Genomic DNA, 16,470 nt, shown 5'->3' with positions numbered 1-16,470 from the left:
ATTTTTCTTCTAAATAATTGTTTAAGTTTATTTTACTATGATTAATCATCATGAAACATTGAAACTCCTATCTCTTGAATTGGAGGTTATGCTCAAAGGAATGCGATTCTCCTCAGCTTTCACATTTCGTAAGAACGAATTACTTTTGGAATTCGAAGGCAAAGAAACAAAAACACTATTTTTCAATGCGGTTAAAGGAAAATCTTATCTTTATGCCATTGCAGGAAGTTTTAAGCCGAAGAAAAAACAAACAGTGCGATTATTCAATGAATTAAACGGTTTGAAATTTATTTCCAATCTGATTTCCGGAGATGAGAAGGTAATTTCCTTTCGATTTGAAAGAAATTTGATTTTACGGTTTATCTTTTACGGCTCCCTGCCAAATGTGGTGATTCTAAATAATGAATCTGAAATTCTGAACTCATTCAAAAGCCCGGCAAAATTAATGAATTTACATTATAGCGACGTTTTTCAGCCGAATAACATTCAGACACTTAATAGCGTTAAAAAACTTAAAGAATCATTAAAATCTAAAACGTCCGTCAAACTTAAAAAGGCGCTTCGTAATTCACTTCCTTTGGTGAACAAAACTATTGCCGATGAACTGATTTTCAGTGCGGGATTACAACCTGACGCACTGAGCCACACACTTTCCGATAGCGGTTATAAGAAACTTTTCACGGCATATAACTCAATCACGTCGGCATTTTCTAATCCAAAACAGTTTCTCTATCATTCTTCCCCGCCGATTTTCTCTCTTATTGAGTTGACTCACCTGCAGGGAGTCTCGACGGAGAAGTTTAAATCCATAAATGATGCGATTATCGAAACTAATAAAGCCGTATATGGTTATGAAAATTTAATCAAAAAGAAAAGAGAGGCTGTAAAAGGATTGAAATCAAAATTAAAATCCGTATTTGAAAGAACCAAAAAACAGAAAGTCGATCTCTCGAAACTAAAAGAGCGAAAAGATTGGGATAAAATTGCCGACCTTCTCATATCCAACCTGACATTGTTCAAAAAAGGGATGACAACTGTTTCTTTAACCGATTTTAACGGAGACGAAGTGGAGATAAAACTCGACCCCCTCATACCACCTGCCGCTAACGCCGAACGATATTATAAAAAAGCTAAATCAGCCCGTTCGGGTGAGAAAAAACTTGAAAAAGTTATTGCGGAAGGCGAAAGAGAAATACCGAATATCAGCAATCTGCTGACTGAAATCGAAAAAGTTAAATCAATAAACGAATGGAACGCTTTTGAAAAGATTCTAAAGAAAAAGAAAACTCCACTGAAGAAGAAAAAAGAATTCAGTTCTTATCCTTATCGGAAGTTTGACGCAGGTAACGGATATTCAGTATTGGTTGGTAAAAGCTCAAGAGACAACGATAAACTCACTTTCAAAGTAGCTAAAAAGAACGACCTCTGGCTGCACGTGCAAGGAGGTCAAGGCTCTCACGTGATAGTTCCGGCAATAAAAAAGGGAGACCCTTTCCCTCGAGACGTAATAATTCAGGCGGCCCAACTCGCCGCGCGATACAGTTCGCAGAAACATTCCGGTATTGTTCCGGTCATTTACACCTTACGAAAATATGTCTGGAAGAAAAAAGGGTCGGCGCCCGGCGCGGTGCATATTAAGAACGAAAAGTCCATAATGGTAAAGCCCGACCAATAGCCGGGCTTTAATCTATAACCTGAATTATCTGATTAAATCGGATTCTACATTACCGGATCATCATCCTTCTCTTCTTCCTCATCAAAAAAGTGTTTGAAATCCAGCATCTGGGTTTTCAGATCCTTTGGATAGGATATTGAGATGTCTTCAATATTTCCATCAGCATCGTAAACCGGCGTCAGTCGGGGGAATACTACTGCCGTATAGTCGGTGAGTCCAATAGCTCTGGAACGCTCAAGAACTTCATCCCTGAGCGCAGTGTCAAACTTTAATCCGTACTCTTCTATCAGAGCTTTGGCTCCTTCATAATCGCCGGTAGCCTTAATCACCATCAATTTAGAGAGTATTTCACCCACACCTCTGCGCATTTCTTCAAAATCCACAACCTTGTAATACGTCTTTCCATCCCGTTTTATCACTTCAATACCGGACGTATTTCTTTTAATATACTCTACTATCATCTGTGTTCCCCGGTCATGGTCTTCCTCGTACTGGTCGCCATTCGGAACAGTTCGATGCTGCGTAAGAGCGCTCATAGCGTATTTAATGTAGCCTGCCTTTCCAACTTCCGTTGATGGGGTTAGACCCAATTCCACCAATTTTTCGTCAAAGAAATTCCAAAGAGCCACAAGGTCAGCCCGTGCTTCCTCAAGAGTGGAGTAATACTCCTTTATATACTCTGCAGGGTCTCCCTCAAGCGATTCGGATTGTTTCCCGGAAGCGTGTCCAACTACCTCATGCATGCCTACTTTCAAGTCGTATTCAATATTGCTGTATTTCTTTAATATCTCTTTTTCTACTTCCGAAGAGAGAAATTCATCAACTTCTTCACCCGCCACCGCTTCCAATCTGGCTTTGACCACATTCCCAAGCAATATACTTTTTGAGCCGTATTCCTGTCTGATAAATTGTTCGTTAGGCAAGTTAATTCCACCGGGACTAATCGGTCCCGCGTTTCCTGTCTCCACCAATATTGTCATTACATTAGCCAGCGGTGGATTTATTTCCTTCCTTTTATATTCATCGGGCCAGGGAGCTTTATTTTCGAAATACAAAGCGTTGCTTGCAAATTGTTTCATAAGCTTTGAATTTTCAGTGTCAATCATTTCAAGCACCGCCTCATAAGAACCCTTTTGCGCGCGCGGATCGTCATATACTTCGATAAATCCATTGATAATATCAAAGAACGAACTATCCTGCACCCATGCGATGTTATATGTCTGGAAGTCTTTAAGATCTCCTGTGCGGAAATATTTAGCCAGAAGCCTCAAGACATTTGCCTGTCCCGGATCAGCGTATTCAGCCGCCTCCTCAAGTTCTTTCGCCGCCAAACCGAGTTCTTCTGCGTATAAGCCGGGTTCGATTCCATCACCGCCTGCCCTGTAAACAAGCTCCTTTAATTTCCCTTCCTGTACTACTACTTTGGAGTTCAGCGGATTAATTTCCTCGAAGCCTTCTAAGTCAGCCAAAGTAACGCCATCATAGAAATTAACAGCGCTGGCTTCAAGCATATCTTTCCCTTCCGGCGGGCTTTTATTCGTTTTGACCGATTCGAAATCACTATCAAAAATATACGGTCTGAGGTGTCTTAAAACCTCATCGATATTATCATTTTCACCAAGACCAAAATCAGCTCCATTGATCATTGCGCTATTCACTGCTTTGGAAAAGTCCAGATAGTTGAAATTAGGAACAAACTTTTTTGCTGTGAGATTATCATACTGTCCATTATTTATCCAGAACATTTTAGTGTATTCCAAGACGCTCGCATACAGATTTTCATCAATACCGTCCCCATTTTCAATAACTCCTTCAAGAATATTTCTGATCTTCAATCCGTATTTGTGGTTTTGGTCATAATAGATATTTCTGCCCGCGATTGAAGAGCGATATAGATGCCATGCGAGCATTTTTTCTTTCAGACTTAATTCCTTAAATTCATCAGCGTATGCCTGAACTACAAGAACGTTTCTGACTTTTTCTAAGAAATACTTCTTTTCAGTCATGTTGTTTGAATCCCTTTTTGAGCAGGAGATAAACAGTACCATAACCGACATTAGCACTGCCAGAGCTGTTCTATAATTTTTCATAATTATCCTCTGAATTATTAAATTCCAATTGATTATTAATATGATAAATCTATGCAAACAGAGACGAATATTCAAGTCTTAACGAAGAAGATTCGGATAAGTTCCGGATTTGTTTTATCGAACCCAAAGACTGCTGTTGAAATCCACCATCAATGAGACACGGTGCGTGTCACCGAGATTTTCCTGAGAGCCGACAGACCCGAATGAGTAATCAACCATGGCGCCTCTTACTTTTATTCCCATTCCCGCGCTGAACGGCTCTACTTCGCCTCTGCCCGCTCGCAGCACGAGTCGGTCGTTCAGATGCAGTTCCGCCCCAAACGTAAGCGAGCTAAAGGCCGAACCCAGACTAATCCCATCCGAGTATGGTCTGTCTCCGTCAGTTCGCGTAACTATCTCAATAGCCGGCATTATCCATGCGCTGTTTGTAAACGGGATTTCAAGTCGGGTAGATATTCCTGAACGAAGAGTGGGAGAAATTAGCTCTTTTGTGCCTGTATCCCATGCGAGAAGCGTGGTAGTTACATCCTGAAAATTTGCTCCAATAAAGATATTATCGCGAAAGCGGTATTTGAAGGCAACGTCAAATCCCAGACCGTTGGCTGAATGGTTCGCAAATGCTTTTCTAATAAACTTCACACTTCCACCGTAAGAAAACCGGGAAGTTAATTGCCTTCCATACGAAACATAGAACGCCCATTCCGAATCTCCAAACTTCGTTATAGCATCCTCGTTCAGCCTTTCTCCTTCATCTAACTGGCCATTCCCCTCCGTTCCGTCAGGATCGTCAGTACCGGGAATTCCGTCTGTACCATAATCAAGAAGTGCGTTCGTGGTATTTGAAATGCCGTCAACACCGAGCCGTATCATACTGAAACCGATTGTTCTGTCGTTGCCATAAGGCCGGGCGTAAGCTGCGTAATCATAGGTAACGATTCCCGCAAACCGCTCCGAATGCATTGCTGCCGCTTGTTGATATCTAATCTCTGAAAGACCGGCAGCATTCCAATATCCCGCCGTCACATCGTCCACAACGCTAACGAATGCGCCTCCCATACCGAGAGCGCGCGCTCCCACACCAGTTGAAATGAACTCTCCCGCATATTTTGCTACGCTCTGCGGTATTGCCGAAGTTGGTATCGACAAAATAATTAATGTTAATACAATTGGAGTTATATTTTTAAATTTCAAATACATACCTGATGCCATTTTTACGATTTAACTCGTAAACGGTTCCCTGATAATATCATAATCCCCATTTCTTTTTCAAATCATTTAGTTTTGCCATCGCTTCCAATGGTGTCATATTATCAATATCCACAGCTTTCAACTCGGCTTTGAACTTCGCTTCCTTCTCATCGAATATACCAATTTGATATTTTGAAACATCCTCTTTTTTTACCCGCTTTCTTTGGAGAGTGGTATATTGAGTCTCAAGCGACCACAATACTTCTTTTGCCCGTTCGATAACTGTCTGCGGCAGTCCCGCCAGCTGAGCCACCTGAATACCGTAGCTGTGGTCGGCGCTGCCTTCAATTATTTTCCGCAGAAACACTATCTTGTCTCCATATTCCTTTACCGCAACGTTTAGATTGAATACCCTCGGAAGCAGTTCCTCAAGCTCGGCAAGTTCGTGATAGTGTGTAGCGAATATGGTTTTAGCCGCTACAGAAGAATTGTTATGAAGATATTCTGTCACAGCCCAGGCAATGGATAATCCGTCATAAGTGCTTGTGCCTCGTCCAATTTCGTCCAGCAGGATAAGGCTGCGAACGGTGGCGTTATTCAATATATTTGCCGTTTCGTTCATCTCAACAAGAAATGTGCTCTCCCCGCCCGCTAAATTATCCGATGCTCCCACCCGTGTGAAGAGCTTATCTACCATTCCGATTTTCGCTTCGCTTGCGGGCACAAAACTTCCCATTTGCGCCATTAGAATTATCACCGCTATCTGCCTGAGATAAGTGGACTTCCCTGCCATATTAGGACCTGTCACAATAAGAATTTGTCGCTCACTGTTATCTATTTCGAGATCGTTTGGTATGAACGATTCGCCCGGAGGCATTAAATATTCCACTACCGGATGTCTCCCGTCCTTGATAACGATTCGTAGAGAATCATCAAGAACAGGGCGAACCCAATTTTCACTCTCCGCTATGAGTCCCAACGAGGAAAGAACATCCAAGCGGGCTATAACATCGGCATTCCATTGGATTTCACCGGCGTACCCTAAAACTTTATCGCGTACTTCATCAAATAATTTCAGCTCCAACGCCTTTATTTTCTCTTCCGCGCCCAACACTTTCTCTTCATACTCCTTTAAGTCGGGAGTTATATACCGTTCGGAATTCACGAGAGTTTGTTTTCGGATAAAATCTTCCGGAACTTTATGAACATGCGGTTTAGTCACTTCGAGAAAATAACCGAAAATTTTATTATAACCGACTTTCAAGGACGGGATTCCGAGCCGCACCCGTTCTTTTTCCTGCATAGAGGCTATCCAGTCTTTTCCTGAAGAAGAAATTTTACGCAGGTCGTCAAGTTCAGAATTAAAACCCTCTTTTATATATCCCCCATCAGTTTTCGATGCCGGCGGATCATCCCGCAGGGATTCTTTGATAAGATTTGTGATGGGATCCATATCTGTAAATTCGGCTGCTATTTTATTTATTGAATCATTATTAAATTCTCCTAACAGCTTTTTGAATGAAGGCAGCAATTCAAGGCTGACCCTCAGACCGTAAAGGTCTCGGGGAATTGCCCTTCCTGAGGATAATCTCGACAGCAACCGCTCAATATCATTCATATTTCCTAAAAGGGTTCTTACCTCTTCCCGCTTGCCGCCTCCTGAAAAAAATGCTTCAATCACGTTTAACCGTTTATCAATTTCATCTGCTTGCGAAAGCGGATTCCGAAGCCAGCTTCGCAACAATCGAGAGCCCATTGCTGTTTTAGTCCTGTTTAACACGTCAAGCAGACAACTGCGCTCAATTCCCTGCATCAACGGTTCGAACATTTCTAAATTTCGAACTGTCGTTTGGTCAAGTCCCATGTACATATCATCACTGTGAAGGGAGATAGTAGTGAAATGCCGTAAGCTTTCTTTATGATTCAGATCAAGATAGTGCAGCAGAGCGCCGGCGCTTTGAACCCCAAGACGCAAAGATTCAATTCCGTAGCCTTTCAGATTTTTAGTATTAAAATGCCCTGTCAGCAGTTCATAGCCGTAATCGTAGGAGAATACCCAATCTTCCACCGTGGAAACCATAGCTCTTCGCGACTCAGGAAGAAACTCATCTTTATCGTCCTCCACAGAATCCTGGATTAAAATCTCCGAAGGTTCGATAGCCCGGAGTTTTTCTTTCAAAGACATCAAGTCCAGCTCACAAACCTTAAACGCACCTGTGGAAGCGTCTGCCCATGCGAGCCCTACCTCGTTTTCCATTATAGTGACAGCCGCAATATAATTATTTCTTCCTTCATCAAGCATCTTATCAGAAACGGCGGAACCGGGAGTAACTACTTCCACCACTTCTCTTTTTACTATCCCCTTAGCAGCAGCCGGGTCTTCCACCTGTTCACAAATCGCCACTTTGTAACCGCTATTAATCAATTTGTACAGATGTGAATCAAGCGAGTGCCATGGGAATCCGGCGAGAGCAACCTTTCCGGCTTTACCGTTGGCGCGGGCGGTAAGCGTAATTCCCAACACCTTTGCGGTGATTTTTGCGTCTTCTTCAAATGTCTCGTAGAAATCCCCCATCCTGTAGAGAAGGATGGAATCCGGGTGTGCGGCTTTGATTTTCGAATATTGCCGCATTAGAGGCGTAGATTCAGCAATTATATTCGATGTCATATCAGGCTTTTATCCTTATATTTCCATCGCGTCGGGTTACCTCGTTGTCATCTAACCAGAGCAACAGCGGAATAGCGAATTTCCTTGATACATCAGCTAGTTGTTTCAGGTCAGACACTGTTAGTTCATCGTTATCTTCAAAGTGTTTGTCAACTTTCTCTTTGAGATTCTCAAGAAGGTCTGTATGAAGGAAATAATCACCGTCAAGTCTGATCGCTTTTCCGTTAGATATAAGCCGTTTGACCAGCTGAAAAGTCTCTTTTTTATCTCTATCTATTTTCTCGGACAGTTCTTCCGTAGTGAACGCATTGTAGCTGCGCGACATTAAGACTTTTTCTAATTCTTCGGTTTCTTTATCAGATTTTTCATCACCATTTTCTACTCTCGAAATCAGATCACCACTTTTCGCAATTTTATTTTCACTTATAAGCTGTCCAACGATATGCTCGAACACTTTGTTTGGTAATGCCAACTGTTCTTTTATCTCAACGCTCTTTATACCGCCCGATAACGGATTTTTCTTGAATAATGAATCAATTTGCTCACTTAATCGGTCTTTCAGATCATCAAGCATTTCAGGAGAATAATATCTCTCTTTTGATTCATTCTCCAAAACCACCAACTTTCCCGATTTCGACAGATCTTTTAGTAAGCTCAACCCAAGAGTTGAGGAAACGCCCAATTTTATTCCCAGCTCTTTTGCGTTGATTCCGCTTTGGCGGCATTCCCTTGCGATAAGCTCTGCGGACTTCAGTTCGTCCCCTTCATTTAACTGAGACAGAATATTCTGAATATGTTCATCATTTCTCTTATACCTTTTGTTGGAGATTTGAAGAACCTTTCCACCGCCGATTGTTAAAGAAGGCGAATACCTTCTCATAATGAATTTGTCTGCCACAGCGACAGCCGATTCCTTTTCGAGGAATATTTGAACCAATCCGCTCTCGCCCGGCTCAATATCTTTTCCGCCAAAAATTGACAGCCTGCCCATCACTTCTCCGGTTCCAAGATGCAAGCGCACTCGAGTCCGATTACTTAACTTTTTAGGAGCGTTTTTAAGGAGTTCAATATTTGCTTCCAAGAGTGATGTAGAACGCAAATATCCTTTTTCTGACAGATGGTGACCCCTTCCCACTTCGGTCAGGTTGACACCTGAAAGATTGAGCGCAGCTCTCTCTCCGATCTCGGCTGATTCTGCGTCACGATTATGTTTTTGAATGCCGCGTACTTTCACTTCTAAGCCGCCGGGGAGCGCATCGAGCAGGTCACCCTTTTTCACTGAACCGGATATGACCGTTCCTGTCACAACCGTTCCGAATCCTTTAACTGAAAAAGCGCGATCGACCGGTAAACGGAAGTAGCCTCTATCAATATTATCCCTTTTATTAGATATAATGTCCTTTAAGTGTTTCTTAATATCCTCTATGCCGTTGCCATTTACAGATGACGCTTTTAATATCATTGCATTTTCAAGAAATGTCCCTCTCAGAAGTTTTTTCACGTCTGCTTCCACTAATTCAAGCCAATCGGGCTTCACAAGATCGGTTTTATTCAGTACAACGCACCCATCTTTTACACCTAAAATATCAAGTATATCCAAGTGTTCTCGAGTCTGCGGCATAACTCCATCATCCGCCGCAATCACTAAAATCACATATGAAATTGACGAGATTCCCGTAACCATATTCTTAATGAATCGTTCATGCCCCGGCACGTCAATTATTGTAATATTATCGCCAAGAAACGCAAACCCGATATCTATCGTCACGCCGCGGGATTTTTCTTCGGGAAGCCTGTCGGTATCGGTTCCGGTGAGCGCTTTGACCAACGCCGTCTTACCGTGGTCTATGTGTCCTGCTGTTCCAATTACAATGTGGCTCATTATTTACCCAAAACCTCTTTTATTGATTTGGAAAGTAAGTCAATATCTTCTTCAAGCAGAGTTCTCATATCAAGATAAAATGCGTTCTCCTTGATGTAACCGATGACGGGAACAGCAAGTGATCTGAAATTATGGGCAGTTTTATTCATACTTTTAGATTCGGATTGAATTCTGATTGCCATGCTTGGAAGCTCCGCAACAGGAAGCGAGCCGCTGCCCGCTTCTCCCGTAACGCTGACGATTTCCAAAGTATATTCTTCGTCAATTTTTCCTTCTGAATCAGCGACAATTTTCTCCGCTCTTCCGGTTAAGGCTTCTATAGTCTTAGAAAAAAGTGAATAGACTGCGTGATTATCCGATAATGATTCCGTGTCGGCAAATAGTTTCAGAGTTTCTTCCATTGCGGTAAGCGTGATTTTATCACATCGAAGGACTCGCATCATCGGATTTTCTTTACACTTCTTTATCACATTCGTGGAGCCGACCAAAAGTCCCGCCTGCGGTCCTCCAAGCAATTTATCGCCTGAGAATGTAACAACATCCACTCCCGATTTAAGAACTGAAGAAACGAGTTCCTCCGGAGGCAGGCCGAAACTGCTTAAATCCGTTAATGCGCCGCTTCCCAGATCGTATATAACCGGAATCGAATTCTCGTGCGCTATATTGACAATTTCCGAATGACTCGGGAAATTGGTAAAACCTGTTATCTTATAATTGCTTGTATGAACCAAGATAATGGCGCCTGTCTCGTCATTTACAGCATTCTTGAAATCTTTCAGATGAGTACGATTTGTGGTGCCTACCTCTATCATTCGGGTTCCGGCTCTCTCCATTACATCAGGCATTCGGAACGACCCGCCAATCTCCACCAGCTGACCGCGTGAGACTATACATTCTTTTTTATACGCTAAAGAGTTTATAGAAAGCAATACAGCCGCAGCATTATTATTCACTATAGCCGCGGATTCTCCACCTGTGAGCGATGTGAGTAATCGCTCAATATGCAGCGTCCGGTCCGAACGTTTCCCGCTTTCGAGGTCTATTTCAAGATTAGTGTAACCTCCTGCAATTTCGCTCACACGTTTCGCAACGCTCTTAGACAGGGGCGCCCTTCCTAAATTGGTATGCAGGATAACTCCGGTGGCATTGATGACCTTTCGAAGGCTCGGCAGATAATTTCTGCGAAGTGTCTTGGAAGCTTCTGCGGCTAGCTCTTTCGCCAATGATTCCTTTGTTGCTTCAATCGTTTCTCCATCATCCATCATCTTATCACGTTCAACCGCTATCAGCCGTTGAATTTCCGATAATATCAATTCGTGGGGCAGTTTAAGTCCGGCAAGTACCTGCTGAGACAAAACCAAGTCAACCGACGGAAGATTTTTCAAATTGTTTTGAATGATGTCTTTACTATTCATATGATAACAAACACTATATAACAGCTAATAAAGATATTGATATTCATAAGATTAGTCAATAGTGGAAATTCTTGTTTCAGCATCTGCGAATAACTTCCCTACTTCGCGAAAGTTCGTTATCAGGCAACCAATTTTTTTCTTTCAATCCGGTTAAGCCATAGCGACAATCCCAATCCTATAGGAGCAAGCAGACCTAAGAAAATAAATACTCCCCCTGCTGAAGTCTTCTCCGCGATGTAGCCGCAGACGGGAGCAGCAAAAGAACCGATTCCGAAACCTATGGCTATGTTCAATCCGTAACCCATTCCTTTGCTTTTCATTGCGATGTATGTCGCAAGCAGCGTATTCCCCACAGGCTGGGAAGCGAATATGAATATTGTGAATATGAATGCGGTACCAATGAGCAGGTATTGTTCAAATGTTCCCATTAGCAGGAGCGCCGGAATAAGCGCCGCCCAGATTATTGTCAAAATGAAGGTCAGCGAATATTTCTCCGCCACCCTGCCTCCGAACCATTGACCGAATATACCAACAAGAAGCGCTGCCGCCGTTACACTTCCTCCGATAACGATAGGGTCAACAGCTGTCCACTGTGTTACGTTATGGGTAAACAGATACGGCATAAACGTCAATGCGCCGCGATAGATAAACCCGAATATCACAGTTGTCATAAATAATATGATTACCTCGCGGAACTTGGTTTTAACTTCGCCTCTGTTTTCGCCACTGTCGTCTATCTTGCGTTCGGAGACAGGTCGAATAAGAAAATATGATGCTGCGACTATAGAAATAATACCAAACAGAAGATAGGCGTCGCGCCATTGACCGATACTCGAAATAATTCCCGCTGCGAAAGGGGCTCCCGCTAAACCTAAATTGCCGAATATTCCGTGATACCCGAGAGCGCGAGGTCTGTTTCTAATTCTCCTTGATATCAATGCAAGACCTGCCGGGTGATAAATACTTGTGAACGCGCCGAGAGAGAGCAGTCCTGCGGCAAGCTGAAAATAATCCTCTGACGTTCCAATGAAAATTGAGGATAAGCCGGAGCCGATTAGACATATCACGATTAATCCTCTTGAACCGAAATGATCGGTGAGCCATCCCGCCGGAATCGCTCCGAGCCCGAACATCAGGTATGAAAACGTAACAAGAAATCCCGCATCGGTACTCGTTAAGTCAAACTCTTTCATAACGGGAAGCATTACAGCCGGAAATATAAGCATAAACGAATGGACAAGAGCATGCGCCGTTGACGCAAAAGCCATTGTTTTTCTTTCATCCGAATTTAATTTTTTGTCTTCCATCTCTCTTTTCTTATTCCTTTAAAATAAATCGCCGCCCGATTTTTTTACGGAGGCGGCGAATACTCACTGAAATATTTGATTGGTTAATCTTATATATGAGGAATTATCGGTCCCTTCTTTCCGTGATTCGAGCAGCTCTTCCTTTTAGCTTCCTGAAATAGGAAATATTCGCTCTTCGCACTCTTCCGCTTTTAATTTTCTTTATTCCGGTAACGCTTGGAGAATGCAGCGGAAAAATTCGTTCTACACCCACTCCGCCGGATACTTTCCTGATTGTAAAGGTTTTGTTCAGTCCGTCACCGCGAATCTGCATTACTACGCCTTCAAACATCTGAGTTCTTTCCTTCCCGCCTTCACGAATTCTAACGGCAATCTCTAAAGTATCACCGGCCCTAAAGTCGGTAATTTTATCTTTCAACTGAGCTTTTCCAAACTCTTGTACTTTATTCATTTCCAAAATCTCCAATTAGTAAATCTTTTTAGTTTAATTTGTCCTGCAGAAGATCACTCCTCCGCTCTTCAGTTCTTTTAAGTCTTTGTTCCGCTTTCCATGAACGGATTTTTTCATGATCGCCGGAAAGTAAAACTTCGGGTACTTCCATCCCCCTAAAATTTGATGGGCGAGTGTAGTGAGGCTGATCTAAAAGAGGATGCGTGAATGAGTCGGTTTCCGCTGATTCAGGGTCATTAAGCGCACCGTCGAGTAACCGCACAATCGAATCGCTGATAGCCAGAGAAGGTATCTCCCCGCCTGACAATACATAGTCGCCTATTGATATTTCATCTGTGACAAGAGAATCGATTACTCTCTCGTCCACTCCTTTGTAATGACCGCAGATAAACACTATCTCACTCTCTTCTGTTAATTCTTTAGCCATCTGCTGAGTAAACTGTCTGCCTGAAGGTGAGGGAAGTATTACTCTTAACCCCTCTGGATTTTCGCCAAACGAATCCTCAAACGCCTTGAAAATCGGTCCGGGTGTCAGTACCATTCCGGGGCCGCCGCTAAAAGGATAGTCATCTACTTTTTTATGAGGTCCATCCCCGAATTCACGAAGATTTATGATATTGTATTTAACTATATCATTCGTTTCCGCCCGGCCGAGTATACTCGCCGAGAGAGCGCCTTTCAATATTTCAGGAAACGGAGTAATAAAAGTAATTCGCATCTTAATCAGACAGCCCGTCTATAATTGATATCATAACGGTACCGGTAGTTAGATTCACTTCACGTACATATTCCTGAACGGCAGGAACAAGAATCTCCTTTTTATCGTCTGAAATAACGTAAACATCATGAGCGGGATAATTCAGGACATCCCGTATCGTACCGAGTTTGGTTCCTGTAGTGTCCACCACATTCATTCCTATAAGGTCATCAATGAAATATTCATTTTCTTCTGTTTGATAAGCGGCACTTTCAGGTATAAATATTTTTGCTCCCTTAAGTGACTCTGCTTTATTCCGATCATCAACATCGTGCAATTTGAGAATAAATTTTGAGCCGTCCCATTTAGCCCTCTGAATAGTGTAAAGAATTTTTGGTAATCCATCAAACCTCAAGTATAGACTTTCCAGCCCGGCAAGATGCGCCGGATGTGCTGTGAAGAGATTTACCAAAATCTCTCCCTTGAGACCTCTTGCTCCTCCAATGGATCCTACATAATTAAAATCATCTTCCTTATGAAATTTATCTTTATCGCTTTTTATCTTACTCATTTAGACCTTTATTCCTTACTATCATCGCTTTTCTTTGGTTTTGCCGGCGCTTTTTTCTTCTTTTCCGGTTTTTTATCTGCTGCGCTCTCTTTTTCGGCAGCTATCTTTTTTGGTTTGTCGTCTGCATTTTTCTTAGCGGGTTTCTTTTTCGCCTTTTTCTTTTCGACGGGAGCTTCTTCGGCAGGTGTTTCTTCTGCTTTTACTTCTTCAGCGGGTTCTTCCGCCGCAGGCTTTTCTTCTGTCTCAGCAGGAGCATCTTCGGCAGCTGTTTCTTCTGCCTTTACTTCTTCCGCGGGTTCTTCCGCCTCAGACTTTTCAGTCTCAGCCTTTTCTTCTGTCTCAGCCGGAACTTCTTCGGCAGCTGTTTCTTCTGCTTTTACCTCTTTAGCGGGTTCTTCCGTAGCAGGCTCTTCAGCCTTCTCTTCAGCTGCAGGTTCTTCTGCCGCAGGCTCTTCAGCCGCAGGCTTCTCAGCCTCAGCAGGAGCTTCTTCGGCAGCTGTTTCTTCTGCCTTTACTTCTTCCGCGGGTTCTTCCGCCGCAGACTTTTCAGTCTCAGCCTTTTCTTCTGTCTCAGCAGGAGCATCTTCGGTAGCTGTTTCTTCTGCTTTTACTTCTTCTGCGGTTTCTTCCGCTACAGCAGTTTTCTCATCTACTGACTCGGCGGCTTCCGCTTCCATTTTCGCTTTTTTCTTCTTGGTTTTCGTTAATTTTTCAGATTTCTTCTTCTGACGTAATTCATAGGACATTGCCCACTTTTGCATTTCTTCATCTATTTTTGCTTCAGGAGTATCCTTTTTTATCAATTCATATTTTAGAAGGAGTCCCTTATTTTTCAGCACACCACGGAATGCTTCTGACATTTCCGCGCCTTTGTCCAGCCAATAAAATACTCTCTCTTCATTTACCACAGCTGTAGGTGGATTCATTCGTGGATTGAAATGTCCCACAGTTTCTAAAAATCTTCCATCGCGTGGAAATCTGGCATCCGCAGCCACTAAACGATAGTGAACCTGCTTCTTTTTTCCCGTTCTTCTTAATCGCAACCTTACTGCCAAGTTATATCCTCCTTTTTAGGGGTTTACCCTGTAAACATTGTAGGTCCGGGGATGCTTATTCCTTTCCGCATCTTACCTGATCCGAACATCTTCATCATTTTTTTCATTTGACTGAACTGGTTAAGTACCTTATTTACTTCGTTTACCGACGTGCCACTGCCTGTTGAAATTCTTTTTCGACGGCTACCGTCTAATATGCCCGGATTATTGCGTTCTTCAGGGGTCATAGATTGTATTATAGCCTCGGTTTTCGTCAGGGCATTGTCATTCAAATTGATTCCTTTCAGTTTGCTTCCCATTCCGGGGATCATACCGATAATATCTTCCAAAGGCCCCATTTTCTTTATGCTGCCCAGTTGTTCAAGAAAGTCTTCCAAAGTGAATGTCTGCTTTAATAATTTTTCCTCTATTTTCTTAGCGCTTTCTTCATCGATTACACTCTGTGCTTTCTCTACAAGTGTTACGACATCCCCCATTCCGAGGATTCGTCCCGTCATCCTATCAGGATGAAACAGTTCAAGCGCATCAAGCGATTCACCAATACCTGCATAGTATATTGGTTTTCCTGTAGCTGCAAGAATTGATAGCGCAGCGCCTCCGCGAGCATCTCCGTCCATCTTTGTAAGAACGACTCCGTTGTAATCGACCTGATCGGCAAATTCGCTGGCTGCGTTAACAGCGTCTTGCCCGCTCATTCCATCGGCGACAAAAAGAATAAGTTCAGGATTCACTCTCTCTTTTATCTGCTTTAGCTCATCCATCATTTGATTATCTATCTGAAGTCTTCCCGCGGTATCTATGATAACCACATCCTGGCCGTTTTCCTTAGCATAATTTACGGCATCCATCGAAAGTTTAATCGGTGAATCGTCTTTTTGGGAATGAACTTCAACACCGACCTGTGACGCTAATTGTTTCAACTGTTCAATAGCGGCAGGGCGCTGAACATCGGCAGCGACCAATAAAGGCGTTTTCCCGGATTTTTTCAGTCGTTTGGCATATTTTGCACAAAATGTTGTCTTTCCTGAACCCTGCAAACCAACTATCATTACCACACTTGGATTTCTAAGGGACAATTCCGGCTCCCCGACAGAACTCCCGCCCATAAGACCGACCAGCTCGTCATGAATGATTTTGACAAGTTGCTGCCCCGGTGTGATAGATTTTACAACTTTCTCGCCTAACGCTTTCTCTTTTACAGATTCAATGAAATTCTTGACCACCTTGTAATTTACATCAGCCTCCAAGAGGGTACGCCTCACCGAACGCAGAGTATCTTCTACGTTTTTCTCGGTAATCTTTCCTAATCCCCGAAGATTTTTCACAATTTCCGTGAATCTATTAGTTAACTGTTCAAACATATTTTCCTAAGTAGTTTCAAGCCAAGAAAGTTATATAATCTTGTTTATCCTTGCAAGTGTTTTCTGCTTCTGAATCAATACGTTTGACCTCATACCGGCTATCCATAATC

12 protein-coding genes are annotated in these 16,470 nt (G+C 42.8%); 1 reads left to right on the top strand and 11 read right to left on the bottom strand.

The window, feature by feature from the left end:
* The first annotated feature begins 37 nt into the window (after positions 1-37).
* Positions 38-1,675 carry a DUF814 domain-containing protein gene (locus IIB39_00280; GenBank protein MCH8927135.1) on the top strand — a complete coding sequence of 546 codons (1,638 nt, stop codon included), beginning with the start codon at positions 38-40 and terminating at the stop codon, positions 1,673-1,675.
* A 44-nt stretch (positions 1,676-1,719) separates the two neighbouring features.
* On the opposite strand, the gene IIB39_00275 is transcribed toward IIB39_00280, so the two are convergent.
* The 11 genes from IIB39_00275 to ffh form a co-directional block, all read right to left on the bottom strand.
* On the bottom strand, positions 1,720-3,765 hold the full coding sequence (locus IIB39_00275; GenBank protein ID MCH8927134.1) for a peptidase M49: 2,046 nt from the start codon (positions 3,763-3,765) through the stop codon (positions 1,720-1,722).
* A gap of 114 nt (positions 3,766-3,879) precedes the next feature.
* Entirely contained in the window at positions 3,880-4,956 is a 1,077-nt protein-coding gene (locus IIB39_00270) for a hypothetical protein (GenBank protein ID MCH8927133.1), read from the bottom strand.
* Between the two features lie 55 nt (positions 4,957-5,011).
* Positions 5,012-7,585: a DNA mismatch repair protein MutS gene (gene mutS / locus IIB39_00265; GenBank protein ID MCH8927132.1), complete on the bottom strand. Its 2,574-nt coding sequence runs from the start codon at positions 7,583-7,585 to the stop codon at positions 5,012-5,014.
* Positions 7,586-7,622: 37 nt separating this feature from the next.
* The gene (gene selB / locus IIB39_00260; GenBank protein ID MCH8927131.1) at positions 7,623-9,503 is read right to left on the bottom strand and encodes a selenocysteine-specific translation elongation factor; all 1,881 of its coding nucleotides are present in this window, start codon (positions 9,501-9,503) and stop codon (positions 7,623-7,625) included.
* Positions 9,503-10,918 (bottom strand): L-seryl-tRNA(Sec) selenium transferase, encoded by a 1,416-nt coding sequence (selA, locus tag IIB39_00255; protein ID MCH8927130.1) that lies wholly within the window; start codon positions 10,916-10,918, stop codon positions 9,503-9,505. The genes selB and selA overlap by 1 nt, the downstream gene beginning before the upstream one ends.
* Before the next feature lie 119 nt (positions 10,919-11,037).
* Positions 11,038-12,225 carry an MFS transporter gene (locus IIB39_00250; GenBank protein MCH8927129.1) on the bottom strand — a complete coding sequence of 396 codons (1,188 nt, stop codon included), beginning with the start codon at positions 12,223-12,225 and terminating at the stop codon, positions 11,038-11,040.
* Positions 12,226-12,328: 103 nt separating this feature from the next.
* Complete coding sequence (rplS, locus tag IIB39_00245) at positions 12,329-12,676, bottom strand: 50S ribosomal protein L19 (protein ID MCH8927128.1); 348 nt, start codon at positions 12,674-12,676, stop codon at positions 12,329-12,331.
* A gap of 28 nt (positions 12,677-12,704) precedes the next feature.
* On the bottom strand, positions 12,705-13,394 hold the full coding sequence (trmD, locus tag IIB39_00240; protein ID MCH8927127.1) for a tRNA (guanosine(37)-N1)-methyltransferase TrmD: 690 nt from the start codon (positions 13,392-13,394) through the stop codon (positions 12,705-12,707).
* 1 nt (position 13,395) lies between these two features.
* Entirely contained in the window at positions 13,396-13,944 is a 549-nt protein-coding gene (rimM, locus tag IIB39_00235) for a 16S rRNA processing protein RimM (GenBank protein ID MCH8927126.1), read from the bottom strand.
* Positions 13,945-13,952: 8 nt separating this feature from the next.
* On the bottom strand, positions 13,953-14,999 hold the full coding sequence (gene rpsP / locus IIB39_00230; GenBank protein MCH8927125.1) for a 30S ribosomal protein S16: 1,047 nt from the start codon (positions 14,997-14,999) through the stop codon (positions 13,953-13,955).
* A gap of 23 nt (positions 15,000-15,022) precedes the next feature.
* Positions 15,023-16,360, bottom strand: coding sequence for a signal recognition particle protein (gene ffh, locus IIB39_00225; GenBank protein MCH8927124.1), 1,338 nt, complete (start codon positions 16,358-16,360; stop codon positions 15,023-15,025).
* Positions 16,361-16,470 lie beyond the last annotated feature (110 nt).

This window comes from Candidatus Neomarinimicrobiota bacterium, assembly GCA_022573815.1.
Taxonomy (GTDB): Bacteria; Fidelibacterota; SORT01; order SORT01; family SORT01; genus JACZTG01.
Note: the sequence above shows the minus strand (reverse complement) of the source record. Positions and strands in the feature narration are given on the sequence as shown.

Coding starts and splice junctions, on each gene's coding strand:
- IIB39_00280 (MCH8927135.1), top strand. CDS start 38: ATGATTAATCATCATGAAACATTGAAACTCCTATCTCTTGAATTGGAG.
- IIB39_00275 (MCH8927134.1), bottom strand. CDS start 3,765: ATGAAAAATTATAGAACAGCTCTGGCAGTGCTAATGTCGGTTATGGTA.
- mutS (MCH8927132.1), bottom strand. CDS start 7,585: ATGCGGCAATATTCGAAAATCAAAGCCGCACACCCGGATTCCATCCTT.
- selB (MCH8927131.1), bottom strand. CDS start 9,503: ATGAGCCACATTGTAATTGGAACAGCAGGACACATAGACCACGGTAAG.
- selA (MCH8927130.1), bottom strand. CDS start 10,918: ATGAATAGTAAAGACATCATTCAAAACAATTTGAAAAATCTTCCGTCG.
- IIB39_00250 (MCH8927129.1), bottom strand. CDS start 12,225: ATGGAAGACAAAAAATTAAATTCGGATGAAAGAAAAACAATGGCTTTT.
- rplS (MCH8927128.1), bottom strand. CDS start 12,676: ATGAATAAAGTACAAGAGTTTGGAAAAGCTCAGTTGAAAGATAAAATT.
- trmD (MCH8927127.1), bottom strand. CDS start 13,394: ATGCGAATTACTTTTATTACTCCGTTTCCTGAAATATTGAAAGGCGCT.
- rimM (MCH8927126.1), bottom strand. CDS start 13,944: ATGAGTAAGATAAAAAGCGATAAAGATAAATTTCATAAGGAAGATGAT.
- ffh (MCH8927124.1), bottom strand. CDS start 16,360: ATGTTTGAACAGTTAACTAATAGATTCACGGAAATTGTGAAAAATCTT.